The following is a 23,540-nucleotide window of genomic DNA, read 5'->3' on the forward strand; positions in this document are numbered from 1 at the left end:
CAGCCACTTGGGCCGGTTTCAGCGTAAAAATATCGGTTCACCCTGCCGGCGCCGTCTCAGTGGCTGACGGTGTCGATGGGCGGCAGCGTCAGCCAATGCCACTGCGTCAACAGCTCGGTCGCCGGCTCCAAAGTGAATTGGACGCACAGCAGGCCAACTACCGTCAACACCACCGTATAAGGCAGGGCCATCCAGACCATGCGGCCATACGACAGACGCACCAGCGGCGCCAATGCCGACGTCAGCAGGAACAGAAACGCCGCCTGCCCATTAGGGGTGGCGACCGAGGGCAGGTTGGTGCCGGTATTGATGGCGACCGCCAGCAGCTCGAACTGCTTCAGCCCGATCGCGCCGGTTTCCAGCGCGGTGCGCGCCTCGTTGATGTAAACGGTGCCGACGAACACGTTGTCGGAAACCGACGACAGCAGGCCGTTGAACAGGTAGAACAGCGAAAGCTGAGAGGAGGGCTCGGCGCGCAGCACAAACTGGATCACCGGGCTGAACAGGTGCTGTTCGATGATCACTGCGACCACGGTGAAGAACACCGTCAGCAGAGCGGTGAATGGCAGCGCTTCCTGGAACGCTTTGCCGATGGCGTGCTCGTCATTCACGCCGCACAGGGAGGTGGCGAGAACGATGACCGACAGGCCGATCAGCCCAACTTCTGCCAGATGGAAGGCCAACGCCAGCACCAGCCAAACGCCGATCAGCGCCTGCATCACCAATTTAAGCCGTTCTTGTTTGCTACGGCCTGCGCTGGCCTTGCGGTCATACTCTTTCAGCACGTCGCGCACCGCTCCCGGCAATTGCGCGCCGTAGCCAAACAGGCGAAAACGTTCTACCAGCCAACACACCAGCAGGCCGCACACCAACACCGGCAGCGTGACCGGCGCCATACGCAGGAAGAAATCGATAAAACCCCAGCCCGCGTTTTTGGCGATAATCAGGTTTTGCGGCTCGCCCACCATGGTCATGACCCCGCCGAGCGCGGTGCCGACGCCGGCGTGCATCAGCAGGCTGCGCAGAAAGGCGCGGAATTGCTCCAGCGTCTGTTTGCGCTCTTCGCCGGTAAAATCACTGTCATCGCCAATGTCGCCGTCAGGGCGGTTTGACGTCACGTTGTGATAGATGGAATAGAAACCGGTGGCCACGCTGATCACTACCGCCACGACCGTCAGCGCGTCGAGGAAGGCAGAAAGGAAGGCGGCGGCCAGGCAAAACGCCAGCGACAGCAGCGTTTTCGAACGGATGTTGAGCAGCAGCTTGGTGAACACGAACAGCAGCAGCTGCTTCATAAAGTAGATGCCTGCCACCATAAAGATCAGCAGCAGCAACACTTCCAGATTATGTTCGATTTCCTGCGAAACCTGCGCCGGGCTGGTCATGCCGATGGCCACGGCCTCTAGCGCCAGCAGGCCGCCCGGCAGCAACGGGTAGCATTTCAGCGCCATCGCCAGGGTAAAGATGAACTCGACCACCAGCAGCCAACCCGCAATAAACGGGCTGGCGAAAAAGAACACCAGGGGGTTGATCGCCAGAAAAATGAGAATGGTCAGTTTGTACCAGTCGGGAGATTGCCCCAGAAAATTTTTGAGCAGGGCGCTGCGCAGGGTTGTTTCCATTGTCCTCTATGCATCCTTAATCAGTCGTAGCACGTACCCTAACAATGCGGTGGGGGCGTGTGCAACCGGAGCTTGTTTTACGGCGGCAAATTTCCTTCGGCCGGTGTTTTTGCGCGTTTTTTGCCACTTTATGCACACTTTCGTTTATTGTTTTTCGCTCACGCTATGTCATGTCAGCACGATCTGGTATGATGAGCTGATTACTTTTACTGATTTTATCGTCGCAACGGAACGTCAAACACATGGTCATAAAGGCGCAGAGTCCTGCCGGTTTCGCGGAAGAGTACATTATTGAGAGTATTTGGAATAATCGCTTCCCCCCTGGCTCTATTTTGCCCGCGGAGCGTGAGCTTTCGGAGTTGATTGGCGTCACGCGCACTACGTTACGTGAAGTGTTGCAACGTCTGGCCCGCGATGGTTGGTTGACCATTCAGCATGGCAAACCGACCAAAGTGAACAATTTCTGGGAAACGTCCGGCCTCAATATCCTTGAGACCGTAGCCCGTCTCGATCACAAAAGCGTCCCGCAGCTGATCGATAACCTGCTGTCCGTGCGCACCAATATCGCGTCGATCTTTATTCGCGCCGCGGTGCGCAATCATCCGGAACAGGCCCAGGAAGTGCTGGCGAAAGCCGCCGAGGTAGAAGATCAGGCAGACGCGTTCAATCTGCTCGATTACGAGATCTTCCGTGGTTTGGCGTTCGCTTCTGGCAACCCGATCTACGGCTTGATTTTCAACGGCCTGAAAGGGCTGTACACCCGCGTGGGCCGTTACTACTTCTCCAACCCGGAAGCGCGCAAGCTGGCGCTGACCTTCTACAGCAAGCTGTCCACGCTGTGCCATGAGAAGCTGTACGACCAGGTGATGGACACCGTGCGCAACTACGGTAAAGACAGCGGGGCGATTTGGCAGAGCATGCAGGGCACCATGCCGAGCGATCTGACCGAAGCGCGTCGCTGATTGCGTATTAATGAAATTAAGAAAGGGCGCCATTTTGGCGCCCTTTGTCGTTATGGCGGATTACAGCGGCGTTGGTCGCGGCGGGCACCGATCGAGCAGCTCCACGCTGCCGTCTTCGTTTTGCTGTTCTAGGATCACGTCGAAGCCCCACAGGCGGTGCAGGTGCTTCAACACGTCGCGACGGCTTTTATCCAACGGCGCACGCTCCTGTGGGATATAACGCAATGTTAGCGAGCGGTCGCCGCGCAGGTCCACGTTCCAGATCTGAATGTTCGGCTCGTGATTGCTCAGGTTGTATTGTGCAGACAGCTCCTGACGGATCGCCCGGTAGCCGGCCTCGTTGTGGATCGCGGCAATTTCCAGATAGTTGTTGCGATCGTCGTCCAGCACGGTGAACAAGCGGAAGTCGCGCATCACTTTGGGCGACAGGAACTGGCTGATAAAGCTCTCGTCCTTGAAGTCGCGCATGGCGAAGTGCAGTGTCTCCAACCAGTCTTTTCCGGCGATGTCCGGGAACCAGTAGCGGTCTTCCTCGGTCGGTGATTGGCAGATGCGCTTGATGTCCTGGAACATGGCGAAGCCCAGTGCATAAGGGTTGATGCCGTTATAGTACGGGCTGTTGTAAGGCGGCTGATACACCACGTTGGTGTGGCTGTGTAAAAACTCCAGCATAAACCGCTCGGTCACACGACCCTCGTCGTACAAATGGTTGAGGATGGTGTAGTGCCAGAAGGTGGCCCAGCCTTCGTTCATCACCTGAGTCTGTTTTTGCGGGTAGAAATACTGGCTGACTTTGCGCACGATGCGTAACACCTCACGCTGCCAAGGTTCCAGTAGCGGTGCGTTCTTCTCGATAAAATAGAGGATATTTTCCTGCGGTTCGCTTGGATAGCGACGAGCCTGCTCCGGCGACTCTTCGCGCTCGACGCGTGGCAGGGTCTTCCATAGCGTGTTCACCTGGCTTTGCAGATATTCTTCGCGGCTTTTCTGGCGCGCTTTCTCTTCCACCAAGGAGATTTTCTGCGGGCGTTTGTACCTGTCGACGCCGTAGCTCATCAGTGCGTGGCAGGAGTCCAGCAACCGTTCCACTTCTTCTACGCCGTAGCGTTCTTCGCACTGGCTGATGTAGTGACGGGCGAACAACAGATAATCGACGATGGAACTGGCGTCGGTCCAGCTGCGGAACAGATAGTTATTCTTGAAGAACGAGTTGTGGCCATAGCAGGCGTGTGCCATCACCAGCGCCTGCATGGTGATGGTGTTCTCCTCCATCAGGTAGGCGATGCAGGGATTGGAGTTGATGACGATTTCATACGCCAGCCCTTGCTGGCCCTGTTTGTAGCGCTGTTCGGTTTCGATGAACTTCTTGCCGAAGGACCAATGGGTATAGTTGATCGGCATGCCGACGCTCGAATAGGCGTCCATCATCTGCTCGGAGGTGATCACCTCGATCTGATGGGGGTAGGTGTCGAGCCGGTAATGCTTGGCGACGCGGTCGATCTGCTCCAAATACACCTGCAGCAGTTCGAACGTCCAGTCCGGTCCATCGCTCAGACGTTTATCATCCTTAACCTTTTCATGTGTTGAAGTAGTCATCAGCGCACCCTCATTATTCACGGGTCTTGCTCAAACGGCAGACCCTGTAACAAGCATAGTTCAAGTCATAATTAATCATTGCAAATCAGTGAAATAAAAATGCCGGTACGCAAAGGCGCGAACGGCGCTCAATTCGACGCCCGTCCTGGCAGAAGGCGGCACAGCACCGCGCGTCTTCTCCGAGTATAGCCCTGCGGCAAGGGCGTGCAACACATGCCTGTTGTACGACAGGGATTGAAAATTGTTATGTTATATTGTAACTTTTAATTTTCTCAATAACGGACAAGGAGCGCATTTTGGCGAGGCATTTTGGCAAAGTGGCGGTGGCGCTGGCAGCGCTGTTTATCAGCGGGCAGGCGTTTGCCCACGGGCATCATTCACATGGCAAGCCGCTGACGGAAGTGGAAAAAAAGGCCGAGGCGGGCGTGTTCGACGATAAGGACGTCAAAGATCGCGACCTGGCGGATTGGGAGGGTGTGTGGCAATCCGTGTACCCTTACCTGCTCAATGGGGATCTCGATCCGGTGTTCAAGAAGAAAGCGGCGCAGGATAAGAGCAAGACCTTCGCAGAAGTGAAGGCGTATTACCGTAAAGGGTACGCCACCGATGTGGATACCATCGGTATTGAAAACGGCGTCATGGAGTTTCACCGCGGCGACCAAGCCAGCGCTTGTCAGTATAAGTACGCCGGGCATAAGATCCTGACCTATGTCTCTGGTAAAAAGGGCGTGCGTTATCTGTTCGAATGCCAGGAAGCCGGCAGCCTGGCGCCGAAATTCGTGCAGTTCAGCGATCACATTATCGGCCCGCGCAAATCGGCGCATTTCCATATCTTTATGGGCAACACCTCGCAGGAAGCGTTGCTGAAAGAAATGGATAACTGGCCGACTTACTACCCATTCCAACTGCAGACCAAAGAAGTCGTGGACGAGATGCTGCATCATTGATGCCCCCCGCTCCCGCGACCCCAAGCCCGCTTAGGTGGGCTTGTCCTCAGTCAAACGGTCTGACTTGCAGATAATCGTCCGTCACTTCCATTTCAAACAGCGTTTTATCCGCCAGCAAGGTCGCACGCATTCGTTCCCGGGCTTGCCGGTAGCGTTCATCCAACTGAATATCACCGGCGCTTTCCCATGCGACTCGGCTTGGCCATTGTGCATAGCCGATAAACTGCCCGCTCACATCCTGATGCAGGCGCGAGCCTTGGCTGCCGCGCTGCAGATAGATACCTTGGGTCAATTCAAGCCAGGCCTGGCGAAAGGCGTGTTCGTGCCCGGTTTTGACTGAAAATTGGTAGATGGCGATGAACATAAGGCGTTCTCCACGATAGCGACAGTGTGAACTTTAGGCGTTGCTTCTGGCGTTAACGTTCATATCGTGCTGCAGCGTTCAATGTAAACGGGCGGGCTAAGGGCTCGGGTGTTTTATTCCAGCACTGAAAGCAAGGTTAACGGTAGCTGTAATTTTACGCGATTTTTCTGCTGCGGAGGGAGGGGGCTCTCTTTGTTTGTTATGTTGGAATTTTTTATTTTATTAGTTTTTTGTTCTGCTTATGTACTGGCTGGTATTTTTATATTCTGTTAAATCAATGTTGCTTATTACGCCTTTTTTGATTGCTATCATTGATAGCATTGCTATCTATTCAGCGGCGGTTTGACGCCATAGGCCCCTCTAAACCGCATCTTATCGCTATTTTCAGGTGGCTATTGCAAATGCATGACCCATCGACGATAAATTAATTGTGAATATTGTCACGTTTGATGACGAAGTTGTTGGACGGATTTTTTCACTGAGTTAATTTCCTGTGAGCAGAAGATTATGCTTTGTGAAGCCTTAGGCTGGAGTCAGCGATGCGAGTGGTAATTTTAGGTAGTGGAGTGGTGGGCGTAGCCAGTGCCTGGTATTTGGCGAAGGCGGGGCATGAGGTGACGGTGATCGATCGTCAGCCAGGCCCCGCACTGGAAACCAGCGCTGCGAACGCTGGGCAGATCTCACCGGGCTATGCCGCACCCTGGGCGGCGCCGGGCGTGCCGCTTAAGGCCATCAAGTGGATGTTCCAGCGCCATGCGCCGCTGGCCATCCGTTTCGATGGCAGCAGCTTCCAGCTCAACTGGATGTGGCAGATGCTGAAAAACTGCAACACCGAACACTACATGACCAACAAAGGCCGCATGGTACGTCTGGCGGAATACAGCCGCGATTGTATCAAGGCGCTGCGTCAGGAAACCGGTATCCAGTACGAAGGTCGCCAGGGCGGCACGCTGCAGCTGTTCCGCACTCAACAACAGTTCGAAAACGCCGCGAAAGACATTGCGGTATTGGAAGATGCCGGCGTGCCTTACCGATTGCTGGAAGCCGGCCAACTCGGTAGCGTCGAGCCGGCGTTGGCGCAGGTGGCGCACAAGCTGACCGGCGGCCTGCAGTTGCCGAACGACGAGACCGGCGATTGCCAGCTGTTTACGCAACAGTTGGCGAAGATGGCAGAGCAGGCGGGCGTAACCTTCCTGTTCAACCGCGGCGTCGATCGTCTGCTGGTTGAAGGCGACAAGATCGCCGGCGTCCAGTGCGGCGAGGAAGTGTTTAAGGCCGACAGCTATGTGGTGGCGTTCGGCTCGTACTCCACGGCGCTGCTGCGCGGCCTGGTGTCCATTCCGGTTTACCCGCTGAAGGGCTATTCGTTGACCATTCCTATCACCGACGAAGCGGCGGCGCCGTTCTCTACGGTATTGGATGAGACGTATAAAATCGCCATCACGCGTTTTGACCAGCGCATTCGCGTCGGCGGCATGGCGGAGATCGTCGGTTTCAATACCCAGCTGGAGCAAAAACGGCGCGAAACGCTGGAGATGGTGGTGCGCGATCTCTACCCGAACGGCGGCAGAGTGGAAGAGGCGACGTTCTGGACCGGCCTGCGGCCGATGACGCCGGACGGCACGCCAATTGTCGGCCGCACTTCGCTGAAGAACCTGTATCTCAATACCGGGCATGGCACGTTGGGCTGGACGATGGCCTGCGGCTCCGGGCAGTTGTTGTCCGATCTGATGTCCGGCATTACGCCGGCGATCCCTTCCGATGACCTGGCGGTGGCGCGTTACAGCGCCGGGTTTCGCCAGCAACACGCGGTTCCGCTGAACGACGTGCATCCCGCACGTTAATCGTCGACGTTGTCATAGACTTTTCCGGCCACGCGCAGGCGCGCGTGGCCGCTGTACGCTGCCCCAAGGAGAACCGATGCCCCGTCCGATAACCGCCACGATGCATCTCGGCGCGATTGAAAATAACCTGCAGGTGGTGCGCCGTTTCGCTCCCGGCGCCAAAGTTTGGGCGGTGGTCAAGGCCAACGCCTATGGCCACGGCATCAAACACGTTTGGCGCAGCATGGCGCAAACCGACGGCTTCGCCATGCTAGATCTGGCCGAAGCGGTGCTGCTGCGCGAGTCGGGTTGGCAAGGGCCGATTCTTCTGCTGGAGGGATTCTTCCAGCCGCAGGATCTGGCGTTGCTCGACCGTTATCGCCTGACGACGGCGGTGCACAGCGACTGGCAGCTGTCGGCGATCGCCGACGCCACGCTGAACGCGCCGCTCAATGTCTATCTGAAAGTGAACAGCGGCATGAATCGGTTGGGGTTCGCACCCGATCGGCTGCATGAGGTGTGGCGCAGGGCGCAGGCGGTTGCCAATATCGGCGAGCTTACGCTGATGAGCCATTTCGCCACCGCCGACGGCCCGGAAGGTGTGGCCCAGCAGATGGCCACTATCGAGGCAGCGGCAGTCGATATACCGTTGCCGCGCTGCCTGGCTAACTCGGCCGCCACGCTGTGGCACCCTTCGACCCACGGCAGTTGGGTCCGCCCTGGGATTGTTCTCTATGGCGCTTCGCCGAGCGGTTGCTGGAATGATGTTGCGGGGACGGGGCTGCAGCCGGCGATGACGCTGAGCAGCGAGATCATCGGCATTCAGCAACTGAAGTCTGGCGATCGCGTGGGGTATGGCGGCCGTTACAGCGCCGCCGGCACGCAGCGTATCGGCGTGGTGGCCTGCGGTTACGCCGACGGCTATCCGCGTCATGCGCCGACCGGTACGCCGGTGTGGGTTGACGGCGTGCTGACGCGCACCCTGGGAACGGTGTCGATGGATATGCTGGCGGTGGATCTGACGCCCTGTCCACAAGTCGAATTGGGCGCCGACGTGGAGCTGTGGGGGAAACGCCTGCCGGTGGACGAGGTGGCCACGGCGGCAGGAACGTTGGGTTATGAGCTGCTGTCGGCGTTAGCGGCGCGGGTGCCGGTCGTCACCGAAGCCTGAGCCGCGGCTCAGGCGACTTTTTTTATCTGCCCTTTAATCTGCTTGCTGAGCCGCCGCGCGTGCAGCGCCAGCAGGCAGCCCGCCAGCATGACCAATGCCAGCGACAACTTCGGCTGCAACGGCAACGCCATCGCCACCAGCCCCAGTGCGGCACCGCCGGCCATCTGTACGAAACCGACCAGCGCGGACGCGACGCCTGCCTCATTGGAGTACGGCTCCAACGCGTAGCTGGTGGCCGGACCCATCACGAACGCCAACCCGGCGCAGGCGCTGGCGACCGGCAGCATATACGCCAGCCAGTGCGCTTGCGCCGCCGCGGGCAGCAGCATGACGCCCAGCAGCAACCCCAGACAGCCCAGCCCCATCAAAATGCCGCCGGTCGCCAGGCAAACCGGACGGCCTACCTTGTGGATGATGCGGTTGGCGAAGAAGCTGACCAGCATGATCCAGAAACCGTTGGCGCCGAACACCAGCGAAAATTGCAGCGGGGTCAGGCCGGCGGTGCCCATCAGCACGTTCGGTGCCAGGGAAACGTAGGTCAGCGCCATGCCCATCGCCCCGGAGTTCACTACCGCAAAGGAAAGGAAACGCCGTTCGCTGAGGATGCGCGCATATTGGCGTACCGGCAGCCCCTTGACTGGGACGGTGTCGGCAGGGCGGGTTTCCGGCAGGCGCAGCGCGATGAGCACCAACACCAGCAGCGCATAACCGACCAGGAACCAGAAAGGGGCTCGCCAGCCGAAGGCTTCGGCGAGCAGGCCGCCGAGCAGCGGCGCCAGCGCGGGGATGATGTTCAGCGTGCCATTGAGAAAGCCGAAGGCGCGGGCAGCGTCGTCACCATTCAGGCGGTCGCGCACGCCGCTGAAGGCGACGACGGCGGTGCAGCAAACCGCCACCCCTTGCAGCAGACGCGAAGCGATGAAAAGCGTCGGGCTGGTAGCCAGCGCCGCCATCGCGGCGCCGATCATGTAGAGGATAATGCCGGCCAGCGCCACCGGCTTGCGGCCATAGTTATCCACCAGCGGGCCGGCGATGACCTGGCCGAGGCCGAGCACCAGAATAAACAGTGAAATGGTGGATTGGATCAGCGCTTCGCTGCTGCCCAGGCCGACGGCAATGGCGGGAATGGTCGGCAGGTAAAGATCGATGCCTAATGGGCCGAGCAGCACCAGGCTGAGAAGCATAAACAGAAACTTTTGCATAACAGGAAAGGCACGTCCGAGTGACAAAGAGGGCTAGAGTAGAGACTCCGGCGACAAATGAAAAGGGGCAAAGCGGGTCAGCGCTACGCCCCCTGGCGGTAATAGAGCGCCGAGACGGCATCGGCCACGTAACGGGCCTGGTGGCGAGCATCATCCAACGCACGGTGCGGCATGCCTTCGAACGGGCGTGTCTTTTTGGGGTTAAAGCCGTGAAGTTCTGCCAACGTGATCACCGTGCGCACGTCCTGAGTATCCCAGAATTTCCACGGGCAGGGCATTTCCAGCTGCTGGAAGGCGTGTTCGAGGATCGCACAGTCGAACTCTTTGCCGTTGCCCCAGACTTTCACCGTATCGGTGCTGTTCATATGGATAAAGCGGCTGAGGCTGCTCAACACGCGTTTCAGGCTCTCGGTGCCGCCGAAGGCCTGTTTGCGCGCTTCGTCGGACTGTTTCGCCCACCAGGCAACCGTATCCAGGCTGATGGTACGGCCCGGTTGCTCTTTCTGGCAACTGACGGCGGCTTCGAATTCGGCGCCCAGTTCCCCGGTTTGGGGATCGAAAAACACCGCCGCAACCACCAGAATGACGGCGCTGGGTTTTGTGTCCAGGGTTTCAATGTCTAACATCAGATGGTGCATCGGCGTTTCCGGTGGTAGGCGTGGTGGCTTAATATTACTACAGAACGTGCGCCGATGCGGGCCGATGCGCACATGAAATCCTTTTAAAGCGCCGCGTTCAGGTTATGATGCTCGGGATACTCTTATCAGGTTGGTCGTTATCGGTGAGAACGCTTATCTTTATTCTGTGCATGGTCGGCTACTTGCTGTTGCTGGGCTACCTTAGCATGTTCGTCACGGACAAGATCTGTGAGAAGGCGGGCAACTTCACTAAAATATGCCGCGTCGTAGACATTTCCGAACCTCATATCCCTAAGTAGCAGTCTGTTTACCCCAGATAGTCGGTGGTAATCAACGGGGTCAGGATGGCCGCCAGCGCCATGAGCGCTCCCCATTGCCGCCAGCCCAGCCGCGCCAGCCAGTCATGTCGCTGCGGCGGCGTGGCCAACTGCCCGACGGCCACGCCGCCGGTCAGCAGCAGCGTCAGAATCAGCAGCACCAGGCCGCGGCTCACCAGCGTGAACTCGACATGCAGCACATTGGCGTAATAGAGGCGCATCAGAATAAAATAGCTCAGCAAGATCCAGGCGAAAACGACGTTCTTCCTGAGTACCTGCTGCAGCATCAACGCGATGAACAGGCTGTGAAAAAGCGACAGTAGCGGGGCCTCGATCGGATGCCGAACGCAGACGTTGTAGACCGCCATGTAAATGTTGAAAACCAGCAGGATATAGATCACGTAAATATACCAGCCGTAGATGACTTTGAGCTTTTTCGGGTTCGGCGGCAGGGAGAGTGCGTCCGGTTTCATTAATGCCTCCTGATGATGCCATGCAAACGCTGCGGTTGAAGACGACGCGGCGACATCGTAATTTTAAATCCACTGGGTATATATCACCCGTGCGCTAAATGACAATTAAACGCATGAACGGCTTTATTTCCGCGTTGACCTGGAACTCTTTGGCGCTTGCGGGGTCGATTAGCGTGCGAATGTCTGGCGGTTTTCCCACCACAATGGAAGACGTAATACATTGATATGAGAGATTATAAAAACACTTCTGGCACAAAAATCCTGCTGCTGTTCAGCCTGACATTTTACACACTGTTGCCACCGTTGTTGACGACGGCCGTGTTCAACCGTTTCAATCTTAATCCGTTCGCGATCGTCAAATTTTTTCACTTTAACCCGTTTTTGGCCGATCGGGGCATACCCAGCTATCAGACTTTCTTCTATTTGCTGATGCTATGGTTGGGGTTCAATGTTTTGCTCTGGCTGCTGGTGTGGGGGGGAGGGCGACTGTATCAGCGCTGGCGAGCGCCGCGCGGCTGATAGTTTTCCAAAGGGAAAAAGTTGCGTGGGGAAATGACTTTACATTCAATAATGAGACGTATTATCATTTGTTTCGCCGGTGAGGGGAAAAGGGTTGTCTCCTTCTGTGCCCCCCGATCCGGCACGACATTGCTCACATTGCTTCCAGTTTTCATGCCAGCCTTGCGCTGGCGTTTTTTTATCCCTCGCCCAAAACCACGACGTCGGTGGTCAGCCTCATTTCATTAACACGATTGCTTAAAAGCCACCGCGCGGCATGGGGGGCGTTAGAACAGCGAAAACAGCAACACGACCGGCAGGCTCAACGGCCAGGTTAACCCGATGGTCACTGCGCTGATACAGCGAATTTTGACGGTGTCCCGGCTAACCAGGTAGGTGAAAACCATAGAAACTAAAAGACCAATAAAATAACAGTATTGCGTTGCAACCCACAGCGGCGACATGAAACCCGATCCCAATTGTATTTTTACGCGCGAATTCTAGGAGCTTGGCGGGGGATAATCAATGACCAAAGGCCGTTTATTCAAACCTTTATTCATAAGGACGCATAATTCATTTCTATAAAGAACGTGGGGTTATTAACGGCTTTACGTTTATTACCAAAAGAAATCAACAGCATAGTTACCGGTAACATTCTGCGTCAGGCAAGCCATCGTTTTGGAGGAACTCCGCTGAGCAGTAAAAGGGCCTGTGAGGGGGGGGAAACGCGATGAGTCTATAATTCATAAAAATTAATGATGTATTTGCGGCAAAAAGGCTGAGGTGAAGTGCCGTTGTCCGTTCGCGAGCCCTTTAAGCGTCGGTTTTAGCGCATCGTAACGATGCGCCGCTGACGAGTCGGGAAGAGGGATTGTTGTCGTTGTAGGTTTAATGAATGTTAAGACCGTAGACGAACAGCCACGAAAACAGCAGCGCCAGCAGGCATGCCATAAAAACGATGGAGATCATTTCCTTCACAACTTCATTCCTTTTCCCGTGAGTCAAATTTACTTCTCTTTGTTTTTGCGCGAAATTTTAGATCGTCATGGGTAAAAATCCTAGTTTTAATCCCGTTTTTTTCTCTGGCATTGCGGCGTAAGCCGCGTCGATAGGCCGTGGCGACGCCGGAAAAGCAGGGGACGTTAACTCGTCGTAGCTATTGCTGAACGCTGTGGGGCTGACTATATAAAATAGGGACTGTGTGACGTCGAAGGCAGCCAGGCGTGTCTCTTAAGGGGGGGCGTTCATCTGTCTACGGCGCTTTCCTATGAGATGAGGAGTCGGCAATGAGCACAAAACCCACTATCGTGCTGGTACATGGATTCTGGGGCGGCGCCGCGCACTGGAGTAAGGTTATCATCGAGTTGTCACGCAGGGGCTATTCGGCGATTCATGCGGTAGAAATGCCGTTGACCCGGTGGCTGAGGATGCCGAACGTACGCGTAAGATGGTCGCGCAGCAAGCGGGACCGGTAGTGTTGGTAGGGCACTCTTACGGTGGTGCCGTGATCACGGAAATGGGCAACCAGCCTAACGTGGTTGGCCTGGTCTACATCGCCGCGTTTGCGCCGGATGCCGGTGAAAGTGCCGGCGGTATTACGCAAGCGCATCCTCCTGCGGCAGTCGAGAATTTGACCCCGGACAGCGACGGTTATCTGTGGATCAAAACCGACAAGTTTCACGAAAGCTTTTGCCAGGATCTGACCGCCGACGAGGCGCTGGTGATGGCGGTGGCGCAGAAGGCTCCGCTGGCTGATACCTTTGGTAACACCCTCGGTGAACCTGCCTGGAAACATAAACCGTCATGGTATCAACTCTCCAGCGACGATCGCATGATAGCCCCGGAGAATCAGCGACGTATGGCGCAGCGGCTGCAGCCTAAGAAAGTGATGGTACTCAATGCCAGCCACGCCTCGCTGGTCTCTCACGCCGAGGAGGTGGCGAGTTTGATTGACGAAGCGGCCGGTTCGCAATAAAGCAAGAGCCGAAAGGTTCTTCGGAATAAAAGGTGACAGACTATTCCTCCGCTGCCTATTACGCCGGGCTAAAGAGCCGGCGTAATAGGGGCCCATTAAGGATAAACGCTGATATCGCTATCGATATTAATGATTAACAGCATCATCAGCACGACGGCGGTGGCAATAATGGCGTAGATGTCTGCCTTACGCATATCGCCTTAACGCCCGTTAACCCCGATCATTTCTATTGCCGCACGATGCAGCCTCTGAAAATAATCATCGGGCTGTTTTTCTATCTCCTGGATAAGGCTGGCGAGCAGGTTCTGTTTGGTTATCGGCTTGTTGGCGGTCAGCACCAGAAGCACGTTTTTGCCGAGCAGGCAGCATATTTGCTTATGGTATTCATCAACGTCGTGTTTGTTGAGGCCATAGAGGGTGTAGTCGATCATGATGTTTAACCTGCTGACAGGTAGATGCCCGCCGCAGCGGGCTGAGAAGCCATAGAAAAATAAAATGAGGCAAATTTCGCTTAGGAGAGGTCTTAAGCGATGGGATAACGATAACTGAATGGGAATATTCCTATCAAGCCGTGTGGACGTGGAGGCGAATGTTTAGGAATAACCTCAGAAGAACAAATAATAGAGAGGGTCGTTCTGGGGAACGCGACTTATTATTGACATTGTTATTGTGTAAAAAACAAACACGGATGATGTAAATATAATGCGGAAAAGAAACAGCCGGAAAACGGCGTTTTCCGGCTGTGGTGACATTCACGCGATGTTATTCACACGGTCTGCTTGCGAAACAGTTCGCGGAATACCGGATAGATATCGTCCGGTTCGCGGATATGCTGCATGGCGAAGTTGTCGAACTTCGCCTGCAGATCCTCATATTCACGCCACAGCGTTTGGTGAGCGCGGCGAGTGATCTCTATGTAGCTATAATAACGCACCATCGGCAGGATCTTCTTCGCCAACAGTTCATGGCACAGCGGTGAATCGTCGGCCCAGTTGTCGCCGTCCGAGGCTTGCGCGGCGTAGATATTCCATTGCGCCGGGTCATAACGTTCTTCGACGACGTCGTTCATCAACTTCAGCGCACTGGAGACGATGGTGCCGCCGGTTTCCTGTGAATAGAAGAACTCCTGTTCATCCACCTCTTTTGCCTGGGTGTGATGGCGAATATAGACCACCTCAACGTTTTTGTAGGTTCGGCTCAGGAACAGATAAAGCAGAATGTAAAAACGCTTGGCCATGTCTTTGGTCGCCTGATCCATCGAACCGGACACGTCCATCAGGCAGAACATCACCGCCTGGCTCGAGGGCTCCGGCCGGCGCTCATAGTTTTTGTAGCGCAGGTCGAAGGTATCGATAAACGGCACGCTTTCGATTTTCTTGCGCAGTTCGGCAATTTCTTTGCGCAGCCGCTCCTCTTCCAGCAATTGCACGGGTTCGGTGTTTTCCAACTGGGTCAGCGCGTCTTCCAACTCGTGCAACGCGCGTCTTTTACCGGCGGTCATGGCGGTACGCCGCGCCAGCGAGTTCTGCAGCGAACGCACGACGCTGATGTTGGCCGGCACGCCGTTGGCGGTATAGCCGGCGCGATGGGTTTTGAACTCGGTCAATTGCTTGTACTGATTCTTCTTCAAGTTGGGCAGGGCGAGATCCTCGAACAAAAGATCGAGATACTCATCTTTGGATATCTGGAAGACGAATTCATCCTGGCCCTCACCGTCCTGACTGGCGTTCCCTTGGCCGCCGCCACCGCCTGCGCCGCCCTGAGGCCGCTCAACGCGATCGTTCTGCACGAAGTGGTCATTGCCCGGGTGAACGCGATGGCGAGTGCCGCCGCGCCCCTGATGAAACATCGGTTCGTTGATATCGTCAGTGGGGATGGAGACCGACTCCCCGCTGTCTACGTCGGTGACCGAACGCTTGTTGATGGCTTCGGCAATCGACTGTTTGATTTGCGACTTGTAACGGCGCAAGAAGCGCTGGCGGTTCACCATGCTCTTGTTTTTGCCGTTCAGCCGTCGGTCAATGAAATAGGCCATACTTCCCCCAAACGACGTTGCCAACTCTTCATGTCCCGGTCGCGGCAGCGCAATGTGCCAGCCCCTCCGTGGGCTGCGCTGCAACGTCCATGACTGTGGACATGGCCCTGATAATGCCGCTTACCTGAGGCGTTATGAGGATTTTCTGACCCGCAGATACCATTCACACAGCAGGCGCACCTGCTTGCGGGTATAGCCTTTCTCCATCATGCGGTCGACGAAGTCGTCGTGTTTTTTCTGCTCGTCCGTCGACGTTTTGGCGTTGAACGAAATCACCGGCAACAGCTCTTCGGTATTGGAGAACATTTTTTTCTCGATCACGGTGCGCAGCTTCTCGTAGCTGGTCCAGTTCGGATTGCGGCCGTTGTTGTTGGCGCGAGCGCGCAGCACGAAGTTCACGATTTCGTTACGGAAATCTTTCGGGTTGCTGATACCGGCCGGTTTTTCAATTTTTTCCAGTTCGGCGTTCAAAGACTCACGATCGAACAGCTGGCCGGTATCGGGATCGCGATACTCCTGATCCTGGATCCAGAAGTCGGCGTAGGTCACATAACGGTCAAAAATGTTCTGTCCGTATTCCGAGTAGGATTCCAGATAGGCGGTCTGGATCTCTTTGCCGATAAACTCGGCGTATTTCGGGATCAGATAGCCTTTCAGGTGTTCCAGGTATTTCTCGGCCAAATCCTGCGGGAACTGTTCGCGTTCGATCTGCTGCTCCAGCACATAGAACAGGTGTACCGGGTTGGCCGCCACCTCGGCGTGATCGAAGTTGAATACCCGCGAGAGGATTTTAAAGGCGAAACGGGTGGAGAGGCCGTTCATGCCTTCGTCAACCCCAGCGTAGTCGCGGTACTCCTGATAGGACTTGGCTTTCGGATCGGTATCCTTGAGACTTTCGCCGTCATACACGCGCATTTTCGAGTAAATGCTCGAGTTTTCCGGCTCTTTCAACCGCGACAGCACGCTGAACCGCGCCAATGTTTCGAGGGTGCCCGGTGCGCAGGGCGCGTGGGTCAGCTCACTGTGATCCAGCAGCTTGTCGTAAATTTTGATCTCTTCAGACACGCGCAGGCAGTAAGGTACTTTGACGATGTACACGCGGTCGAGGAACGCTTCGTTGTTCTTGTTGTTGCGGAAGGTCACCCACTCGGATTCGTTGGAGTGCGCCAGAATAATGCCGCTGAACGGCAGGGCGGAGATGCCTTCAGTGCCGTTGTAGTTGCCTTCCTGGGTCGCGGTCAGCAGCGGATGCAGCACCTTGATCGGCGCTTTGAACATCTCGACGAACTCCATAATCCCCTGGTTGGCGCGGCACAGGGCGCCGGAGTAACCGTAGGCGTCCGGATCGTTCTGCGCGTGGTTCTCCAGTTTACGGATATCCACTTTACCGACCAGCGCCGAGATGTCCTGGTTGTTTTCATCGCCCGGTTCGGTTTTGGCGATGGCGATCTGTTCCAGAATGGAAGGGCGCACCTTCACGACTTTAAATTTGGTGATGTCGCCGCCGAACTCATGCAGGCGTTTCGCCGCCCACGGCGACATGATGGTGCCGAGATAGCGACTCGGGATGTTGAACTCTTTCTCCAGGATCGAGGCATCTTCCTGCGGGTTGAACAGGCACAGCGGATGATCGTTGACCGGGCTGCGCTCGCCGTTGGCGCTGAGGGTGTAGATGGGCACGCGCTGCATCAACGCCTTAAGACGTTCCGCCAGCGAGGACTTACCGCCGCCCACCGGGCCCAGCAGGTAAAGGATCTGTTTCTTCTCTTCCAGGCCCTGCGCGGCGTGTTTCAGGTAAGAGACGATCTGTTCGATGGCCTCTTCCATGCCGTAGAATTCTTCGAAGGCCGGATAGCGTGCGATCACGCGGTTGGAGAACAGGCGCGACAGGCGTGATTCTAGCGCAGTGTCGACCATCACAGGTTCACCGATAGCCATCAGCAGACGTTCGGCCGCATTGGCATAGGCACTGCGATCTTGCCGGCAAATGGTAAGAAATTCCTGCAGTGTGAACTCTTCGTCCTTGGCAGCTTCGTAGCGCTGGCGATAGTGGTCAAATATGTTCATGATGCCCGTCCTTTCGTTATTAGCACAGGTTAAAGAGAGCGTGTGATAGTGTTCTGGCCCCCGGAAGATGAGAATACGCCTGAGTACAGCAACCCGTATGCCAACTTGGTGCGCTTATTATCGCGAGTTGCGCTGTATGCCACTGGGCCCAGGATAAATTCACCTTCTGATTTAAGCTTAGTTTGCTTGCCGGAAAATTTCCTGCCGCAGAAAAAGCTTTTTTTAAGTCATATCAATGACTCAGTTATTACCGTGTTAGCCAAATGCCTTGTCTGGCGCGGCCTGCGGGATAAAACGTCATCGATCCGCCATGATTAATTCATAATTCCGCTATAAGTTATTCGATCTTGGTCGTTTTCTATTGTAAAGATTAGGCGCGCAACTAAATTTTCACATAAACTATTGCGGCTATTAACCCTGTAATTTATGGAAAAAGAACCAGTGAAGATTTCAAAACTCAAAACGCTAGCAATTATCGCTTCCGCAATGGTTTGTGCGCAAAGTGCTCAGGCGGGGACCTGGTCACTTGGCGCTGCCGCGCTGGTTAGCCCGGACGCGTATCGCGGTTATCAGGACCGCGTTTATCCGGTGCCCGTCATCGACTATGAAGGTGATGACTTCTACTTCCGTACTCTGACCGCCGGTTACTACCTGTGGAAAGATCAAGAAAACCAGCTGAGCATCATGGGTTACTACACGCCATGGGGCTACCGTCCGGGCGACAGCGACGACGATCGCATGAAGCGCCTCGACAAGCGTCGCGGCACGCTGATGGCCGGCCTGGCCTATTCGCACAACGCGGAGTGGGGCACTATCCGTACTACTTTCACCGGCGACACGCTGAACAATAGCAACGGGCTGGTGGGCGATGTGGCTTACCTGTACAAGTTTGATCTGGACGCATTGACGCTGGTCCCGGGCGTGGGCGTAATGTGGAACAGCAAGAACCAGAACAAATATTACTACGGCGTCAGCGCCAATGAATCCCGCCGCAGCGGCCTGGATAGCTACACCCCAGGCGATAGCTGGGCACCGTATCTCGAGCTGAGCGCCAATTACCAGCTCAACAAGAGCTGGAACGCTTTCTTCGTCGGCCGCTATGTGAAGCTGTCGGATGAAGTAAAAGACAGTCCGATGGTGGATAAATCCTACACCGGTTTGTTGATGACGGGTGTGAGCTACACCTTCTAATCACGCATTGCACGATTATCGTGCATGGCGTGCATTAAAAAGGGGCGCAAGCGCCCCTTTTGCACATCTGCAGTGCGCTGCCGCGCACGATCCCTCAGGCTTTTTTACGGCTGCGGAAGGTGACTCCCAAACGGGCGGGTTGCTCGCCGGCGGCGATCAGCGGTTTGCTGACGCGCCCGGTCTCGATACAAACCATGGTCTTGTAACCGTCGTTCGGCATATCCCCCATGCTGCAGGAGAGTTCTGCGCCGGGGTTCCAGGCGATGACGTCGCTCATATGATGGTGGTGAACCTCGATGGTGCGTGCGAGCGCCGGATCGCGGATCTGGCTGAAGGCCTCCGGGCGAGTATAGACACGGTCGGTTTGGCCGACGAAGGTCACTTCACCTGCCTGACGTGCCTCTGCACCGCCCGCCACCTTGTCGATATAAGGCTCGCCCAGACCCGCCACGCTGACCCGTTCGATGTCGCCGACCTGGAAGTAGCTATGTAGCGCCGCCGTGGCCTGATAATCGCCGTGCGATTCCAGTTCGATCTCGCACTCTGCACCCAGTTTGAAGCGGGCAATCAGCGTGAAGGCGTGCGGCCACAGTTTTCGGGTCTGCTCATTGTCTTTCAGCGTGAAGGTCAGAATGACGCCGTTGTCATCTTCATCGTGCGCCGTCAGGCTCCAGGGCTGGTTACGGGCAAAGCCGTGGGAGGGTTGCGCCACTGGACCGAACCACGGCCAGCAGATCGGTACCCCACCGCGGATGGCCTTGCCTTTGGCAAACGGGGTATTGTTGCTGAGCCAAATTACCGGCTGCTCACCGCTGGGCTGCCAGGCCAGCAAATGGGCGCCCTGCAGCGCGACGGCCGCGCGCACTTTCGGGTGCGAGACCACCACCACGCCCAGCTCATCGAGCTGACGTTGGCTGATGTAAGGTGAAATCTGTTCGGAAACGGGCAGGGTGAAAATTTTCTCGTTCATTTCATGACCTATTGTTTGCCGGAGAGACAAATAAAAAAGGGCGACAAAAATGTCGCCCTCATTATCAGCTTAACATCATGCCATTACTTGGAGATGTGAGCGATCAGATCCAAAACCTTGTTGGAATAACCGGTTTCGTTGTCGTACCAGGAAACCAGCTTCACGAAGTTGTCGTTCAGTGCGATACCGGCTTTGGCATCGAACACGGAAGTCAGCACTTCGCCGTTGAAATCGGTGGAAACCACGTCGTCTTCAACGTAGCCCAGAACGCCTTTCATAGAACCTTCAGCGGCGTCTTTGATGGCTTTCTTGATTTCTTCGTAGGTAGCCGCTTTTTCCAGACGTACGGTCAGGTCAACAACGGATACGTTAGGCGTCGGTACGCGGAACGCCATACCGGTCAGTTTGCCTTTCAGCTCTGGCAGAACCACGCCAACCGCTTTCGCTGCGCCGGTAGAAGAAGGGATGATGTTCTGGGATGCGCCGCGGCCGCCGCGCCAGTCTTTGTGAGACGGGCCATCAACGGTTTTCTGAGTAGCGGTGGTCGCGTGAACGGTGGTCATCAGACCTTCAACGATACCGAAGTTGTCGTTGATGACTTTAGCCAGTGGCGCCAGGCAGTTGGTGGTGCAAGAGGCGTTGGACACGATGTCCTGGCCAGCATATTTGTCAAAGTTGGCGCCGCGCACGAACATTGGGGTCGCATCTTTGGATGGGCCAGTCAGAACCACTTTTTTAGCGCCGGCGGTGATGTGTTTACGCGCGGTTTCGTCGGTCAGGAAGATACCGGTCGCTTCAGCAACCACGTCAACGCCTACTTCGTTCCACTTCAGGTTAGCCGGGTCTTTCTCTGCGGTAACACGGATGGTTTTGCCGTTAACAACCAGGTGGCCGTCTTTAACTTCTACCGTACCGTTGAAACGGCCGTGAGTAGAGTCATACTTCAGCATGTAAGCCATGTACTCTGCGTCCAACAGGTCGTTGATTGCAACGATCTCGATGTCAGAACGCTCTTGAGCAGCACGGAAAACAATGCGACCGATACGGCCAAAACCGTTGATACCTACTTTGATAGTCATATATTCCACCAGCTATTTGTTAGTGAATAAAAGGTTGGTTGTAAAATTACAAAAACCTTACCCAGCGTCAAGCGGAATCGTGTCAATTCTTGCGGCAAGTCAAACCAGAAGGGTGGTTTTGCACGCTTATTGCACAGTCCATTTGCGCTTGGCCTCATCCGTTATATGGGGACAAGCCGCCAAGTATAAAGTCAGCATACGCAAGATGTGTGATCGCTATCACATATCATCGTGACGTAGCCTTTATGGGCTACAGTTTAGGCCAAAAACCCCTGCAGCGGTGTTAATTTTTTGTTATTATTAATCATTGTTTTCGTTGACATTATCCACATTCAGAGATAAGCACAAATGGCTAAAGAGACAACCCCCGGTCATCCGGTCACGGAACTGAATGAAATCCAACGTTATGTGACGCAACAGCGTGGTACCGAAGCGCCGTTCAGCGGCAAATTGCTGCACAACAAGCGCGAGGGCGTGTACCATTGCCTGTGCTGCAACCAGCCGCTGTTCTATTCCGAAACCAAATACGATTCCGGCTGCGGTTGGCCGAGTTTTTATGAGCCGGTTTCCGCCGATGCAATCCGCTATCTTGATGATAATTCGCATAATATGCATCGTGTTGAAATCCGCTGCGGCCACTGCGACGCGCACCTGGGGCACGTTTTCCCCGATGGCCCGCAGCCGACAGGCGACCGCTACTGCGTCAACTCCGCTTCGCTGAGTTTCACCGATGGCGAAAATGGCGACCAAACGGCCGGTTAAGTGGTAATTTAACTAACAAAATCGATTCAGCTAATTATTCATCCGTAAGCGAGAAGGGCTCTGATGGACGTGAAAGATCTGATTGCGGCGATGACGCCCGAGATATACCAGCGCCTGGTACTGGCGGTTGAGCTGGGTAAATGGCCGGACGGCGTGGCGCTGACGCCGGAACAGAAAGAAAATAGCTTGCAGGCGGTGATGCTGTGGCAGTCGATGCACAACGTCGATCCGCAGCACATGAGCATCGGTACCGACGGGCAGATTGTGATGAAGAGCAAGCAAGAGCTGAAACAGCAGTTCGTTGCCGAGCCGCTGGCCAAACTCAAACCGCAGTAACGCGACCCTAAAGCGGGGCGATGTCGCCATCGCCCCGTCGACTCACCGTTTTTCGCCCTTAATCCCCAACGATTCCGCCAGCTGCTGTGCCAGCCGGTTGTTGTCGTCCGCGCCGTATTCCCAGAACATCGCACCGCCTAATCCCTGGCTTTTGATGTATTCGGCCTTGATGGCCACCGAACGCGGGTTCTCGTAGGAGATGGCAAACAGCGGCTTGCCTTCGGCGGATTGCAGCGTCAAGTATGGCACTTTGGCGTCGTCATCCCAGTGTTCGCGAAAACGATGCTGCGGATCGTTGAGCAATTTGCTGACGATATCGTGGTATTTAAAGTAAGTGTCTTTGCTGAGATCCAGCCCCAGCGCGTTGAACAGGGCGGTTTCGCGCGCGCTGAAGTCAGGCTGCGTCACCGGATGCTTGGCGGCGTCCGGTTTGTCCCAGTCGATGCCCGCCTCGGTCGCCCGTTTCGGCACCCGGCCGTAGAAACCGATGCCCAGGTTCATCTGTGCCGGTTTCAGTCCGGCAGCCAGATAATGCTTTACTACGAAATCGGCGCTGTAGCGGTCGGCGGCCGCCACGGTTGGCCAACGCGTTGAATCGTACAGGTTGGCATTGAAGTACTGTGTGCCGTAAGCCATGTCGTAAGTCATCAGATTGATGTAGTCGAGGTAAGGGGCAATGCTTTTCACATCGACCCATTCCTGTGGGCTTTTGACGTTGGCCCCGACGGCGATGGTTAACAGCTTGCCTTGCCCCAGCGCTTGGTGAAGCTCTTTCAGCAGCAGGGTGAAGTTATCGCGATCCGCCGGTTGGCTTTCCACCAGCCCCCAGGCGCCGTTCACCGGGTATTCCCAGTCCAGATCGATCCCATCCAGCCGGTACTGTGCGATCACCTGCAGCGCGGAGCGAATGAATATCGCCCGGTTTTCCGCGGTAGCGGCGGCGGCGGAGAAACCGCGTGCGCCCCAGCCACCGACCGACAGCAGCACTTTCAGCTCGGGGTTCTGTTTGCGCAGCACCGGCAGCCGTTGCAGATCGGCCGTGACTTTCGGCGACAGGTAGATCTGGTGGCGGCGAGCGGGGTCTTTCAGCGCCGCATTGGTTTCGTCTTTCTCGCCGTTGTAGATCAGGCCGAACGAATAGTTGAGGTGGGTGATTTGCGTGACGTCCAGCTTATCGATATCGCCACCGGGGCCGGCGGTGACGTCGCCGCCGCCGTTGAAGTAGCCGACGGAGAGATAGGCCGCCTGGGCCGTGCTTGCGCCAGCCATAGCCAATTGCACCGCCGCCAGCAAAGGCAGCAGTTTTCGGGTTATTTTCATGTCAGTCTCCTTGTGGTCGGCAAGGCCGACCGTACCGCCAGGGGCGGGCACAATAAAGCCGGGCTCAGCGGGCCCCGGATGCGTATAACCGATTGACGCCAAAAGCGTCGCAGTCATAACAGCAAAAGCGCCTGCCGGTCACAAGCCGTTGGGGAAGAAGAAAGACGGTATTGTGAGCAGCGTCGATAATTT

At 55.8% G+C, this 23,540-nt stretch carries 22 protein-coding genes and 1 pseudogene; 10 read left to right on the forward strand and 13 right to left on the reverse strand.

Features of this window, described 5'->3' with window-relative positions; genetic code table 11:
* Window positions 1-56: 56 nt before the first annotated feature.
* Window positions 57-1,622, reverse strand: a complete 1,566-nt coding sequence (gene nhaB / locus N6G83_RS04170) for a sodium/proton antiporter NhaB (protein ID WP_025303108.1) — start codon at window positions 1,620-1,622, stop codon at window positions 57-59.
* A gap of 242 nt (window positions 1,623-1,864) precedes the next feature.
* On the opposite strand from nhaB, the gene fadR reads away from it, so the two are divergent.
* Window positions 1,865-2,584: a fatty acid metabolism transcriptional regulator FadR gene (gene fadR, locus N6G83_RS04175; protein ID WP_025303107.1), complete on the forward strand. Its 720-nt coding sequence runs from the start codon at window positions 1,865-1,867 to the stop codon at window positions 2,582-2,584.
* A 60-nt stretch (window positions 2,585-2,644) separates the two neighbouring features.
* Here the strand turns inward: fadR and N6G83_RS04180 are convergent, their stop codons facing one another.
* The gene (locus tag N6G83_RS04180; RefSeq protein WP_025303106.1) at window positions 2,645-4,180 is read right to left on the reverse strand and encodes a SpoVR family protein; all 1,536 of its coding nucleotides are present in this window, start codon (window positions 4,178-4,180) and stop codon (window positions 2,645-2,647) included.
* Between the two features lie 296 nt (window positions 4,181-4,476).
* On the opposite strand from N6G83_RS04180, the gene zinT reads away from it, so the two are divergent.
* Window positions 4,477-5,127, forward strand: a complete 651-nt coding sequence (gene zinT / locus N6G83_RS04185) for a metal-binding protein ZinT (protein ID WP_025303105.1) — start codon at window positions 4,477-4,479, stop codon at window positions 5,125-5,127.
* Between the two features lie 46 nt (window positions 5,128-5,173).
* Here the strand turns inward: zinT and N6G83_RS04190 are convergent, their stop codons facing one another.
* Window positions 5,174-5,491: an antibiotic biosynthesis monooxygenase gene (locus N6G83_RS04190; protein ID WP_260514760.1), complete on the reverse strand. Its 318-nt coding sequence runs from the start codon at window positions 5,489-5,491 to the stop codon at window positions 5,174-5,176.
* Between the two features lie 539 nt (window positions 5,492-6,030).
* On the opposite strand from N6G83_RS04190, the gene N6G83_RS04195 reads away from it, so the two are divergent.
* Both N6G83_RS04195 and dadX read left to right on the forward strand, forming a co-directional pair.
* Window positions 6,031-7,335, forward strand: coding sequence for a D-amino acid dehydrogenase (locus N6G83_RS04195; protein WP_167324364.1), 1,305 nt, complete (start codon window positions 6,031-6,033; stop codon window positions 7,333-7,335).
* 76 nt (window positions 7,336-7,411) lie between these two features.
* Complete coding sequence (dadX, locus tag N6G83_RS04200; protein WP_043143003.1) at window positions 7,412-8,485, forward strand: catabolic alanine racemase DadX; 1,074 nt, start codon at window positions 7,412-7,414, stop codon at window positions 8,483-8,485.
* Window positions 8,486-8,493: 8 nt separating this feature from the next.
* On the opposite strand, the gene N6G83_RS04205 is transcribed toward dadX, so the two are convergent.
* From N6G83_RS04205 to N6G83_RS04215, 3 genes are all read right to left on the reverse strand, one after another.
* A complete protein-coding gene (locus tag N6G83_RS04205; RefSeq protein WP_025303101.1) occupies window positions 8,494-9,687 on the reverse strand; it encodes a multidrug effflux MFS transporter in 1,194 nt (397 codons plus the stop codon).
* Window positions 9,688-9,770: 83 nt separating this feature from the next.
* On the reverse strand, window positions 9,771-10,325 hold the full coding sequence (locus tag N6G83_RS04210; RefSeq protein WP_060433215.1) for a 3'-5' exonuclease: 555 nt from the start codon (window positions 10,323-10,325) through the stop codon (window positions 9,771-9,773).
* Between the two features lie 307 nt (window positions 10,326-10,632).
* The gene (locus N6G83_RS04215) at window positions 10,633-11,115 is read right to left on the reverse strand and encodes a hypothetical protein (protein WP_025303100.1); all 483 of its coding nucleotides are present in this window, start codon (window positions 11,113-11,115) and stop codon (window positions 10,633-10,635) included.
* Between the two features lie 225 nt (window positions 11,116-11,340).
* Between N6G83_RS04215 and N6G83_RS04220 the strand changes: the two genes are divergently transcribed.
* Complete coding sequence (locus tag N6G83_RS04220) at window positions 11,341-11,634, forward strand: hypothetical protein (protein ID WP_043142999.1); 294 nt, start codon at window positions 11,341-11,343, stop codon at window positions 11,632-11,634.
* Between the two features lie 266 nt (window positions 11,635-11,900).
* On the opposite strand, the gene N6G83_RS04225 is transcribed toward N6G83_RS04220, so the two are convergent.
* The gene (locus N6G83_RS04225; protein WP_025303098.1) at window positions 11,901-12,077 is read right to left on the reverse strand and encodes a GhoT/OrtT family toxin; all 177 of its coding nucleotides are present in this window, start codon (window positions 12,075-12,077) and stop codon (window positions 11,901-11,903) included.
* Window positions 12,078-12,899: 822 nt separating this feature from the next.
* Here N6G83_RS04225 and N6G83_RS04230 point away from each other — a divergent pair.
* A pseudogene (locus N6G83_RS04230) lies at window positions 12,900-13,588 on the forward strand (alpha/beta hydrolase).
* Between the two features lie 200 nt (window positions 13,589-13,788).
* Here the strand turns inward: N6G83_RS04230 and N6G83_RS04235 are convergent.
* The 3 genes from N6G83_RS04235 to yeaG all read right to left on the reverse strand — a co-directional run bounded on the left by N6G83_RS04235 (window position 13,789) and on the right by yeaG (window position 17,690).
* Window positions 13,789-14,019 (reverse strand): hypothetical protein, encoded by a 231-nt coding sequence (locus N6G83_RS04235; RefSeq protein ID WP_004932237.1) that lies wholly within the window; start codon window positions 14,017-14,019, stop codon window positions 13,789-13,791.
* 335 nt (window positions 14,020-14,354) lie between these two features.
* Window positions 14,355-15,623 carry a YeaH/YhbH family protein gene (locus tag N6G83_RS04240; RefSeq protein ID WP_004932234.1) on the reverse strand — a complete coding sequence of 423 codons (1,269 nt, stop codon included), beginning with the start codon at window positions 15,621-15,623 and terminating at the stop codon, window positions 14,355-14,357.
* 132 nt (window positions 15,624-15,755) lie between these two features.
* A complete protein-coding gene (gene yeaG / locus N6G83_RS04245) occupies window positions 15,756-17,690 on the reverse strand; it encodes a protein kinase YeaG (RefSeq protein ID WP_025303096.1) in 1,935 nt (644 codons plus the stop codon).
* 42 nt (window positions 17,691-17,732) lie between these two features.
* Here yeaG and N6G83_RS04250 point away from each other — a divergent pair, with 42 nt between their 5' ends.
* Together N6G83_RS04250 and N6G83_RS04255 are read left to right on the forward strand one after the other, a co-directional pair.
* Window positions 17,733-18,008 (forward strand): hypothetical protein, encoded by a 276-nt coding sequence (locus tag N6G83_RS04250; RefSeq protein WP_173889450.1) that lies wholly within the window; start codon window positions 17,733-17,735, stop codon window positions 18,006-18,008.
* 108 nt (window positions 18,009-18,116) lie between these two features.
* Window positions 18,117-18,881: a MipA/OmpV family protein gene (locus tag N6G83_RS04255; protein ID WP_147823886.1), complete on the forward strand. Its 765-nt coding sequence runs from the start codon at window positions 18,117-18,119 to the stop codon at window positions 18,879-18,881.
* A gap of 94 nt (window positions 18,882-18,975) precedes the next feature.
* Here N6G83_RS04255 and N6G83_RS04260 read toward each other — a convergent pair whose 3' ends face one another.
* Both N6G83_RS04260 and gapA read right to left on the reverse strand, forming a co-directional pair.
* Window positions 18,976-19,851 (reverse strand): D-hexose-6-phosphate mutarotase, encoded by an 876-nt coding sequence (locus tag N6G83_RS04260; RefSeq protein ID WP_025303094.1) that lies wholly within the window; start codon window positions 19,849-19,851, stop codon window positions 18,976-18,978.
* 83 nt (window positions 19,852-19,934) lie between these two features.
* Window positions 19,935-20,930, reverse strand: a complete 996-nt coding sequence (gene gapA, locus N6G83_RS04265) for a glyceraldehyde-3-phosphate dehydrogenase (protein ID WP_004932222.1) — start codon at window positions 20,928-20,930, stop codon at window positions 19,935-19,937.
* 348 nt (window positions 20,931-21,278) lie between these two features.
* On the opposite strand from gapA, the gene msrB reads away from it, so the two are divergent.
* Both msrB and N6G83_RS04275 read left to right on the forward strand, forming a co-directional pair.
* Window positions 21,279-21,692 (forward strand): peptide-methionine (R)-S-oxide reductase MsrB, encoded by a 414-nt coding sequence (msrB, locus tag N6G83_RS04270; protein WP_004932219.1) that lies wholly within the window; start codon window positions 21,279-21,281, stop codon window positions 21,690-21,692.
* Between the two features lie 63 nt (window positions 21,693-21,755).
* Window positions 21,756-22,028 (forward strand): YeaC family protein, encoded by a 273-nt coding sequence (locus N6G83_RS04275; protein ID WP_025303093.1) that lies wholly within the window; start codon window positions 21,756-21,758, stop codon window positions 22,026-22,028.
* A 42-nt stretch (window positions 22,029-22,070) separates the two neighbouring features.
* Here the strand turns inward: N6G83_RS04275 and N6G83_RS04280 are convergent, their stop codons facing one another.
* Window positions 22,071-23,348 carry a glycoside hydrolase family 18 protein gene (locus N6G83_RS04280; RefSeq protein WP_025303092.1) on the reverse strand — a complete coding sequence of 426 codons (1,278 nt, stop codon included), beginning with the start codon at window positions 23,346-23,348 and terminating at the stop codon, window positions 22,071-22,073.
* Between the last annotated feature and the right edge of the window lie 192 nt (window positions 23,349-23,540).

This window comes from Serratia sp. PL7, from assembly GCF_945957435.1.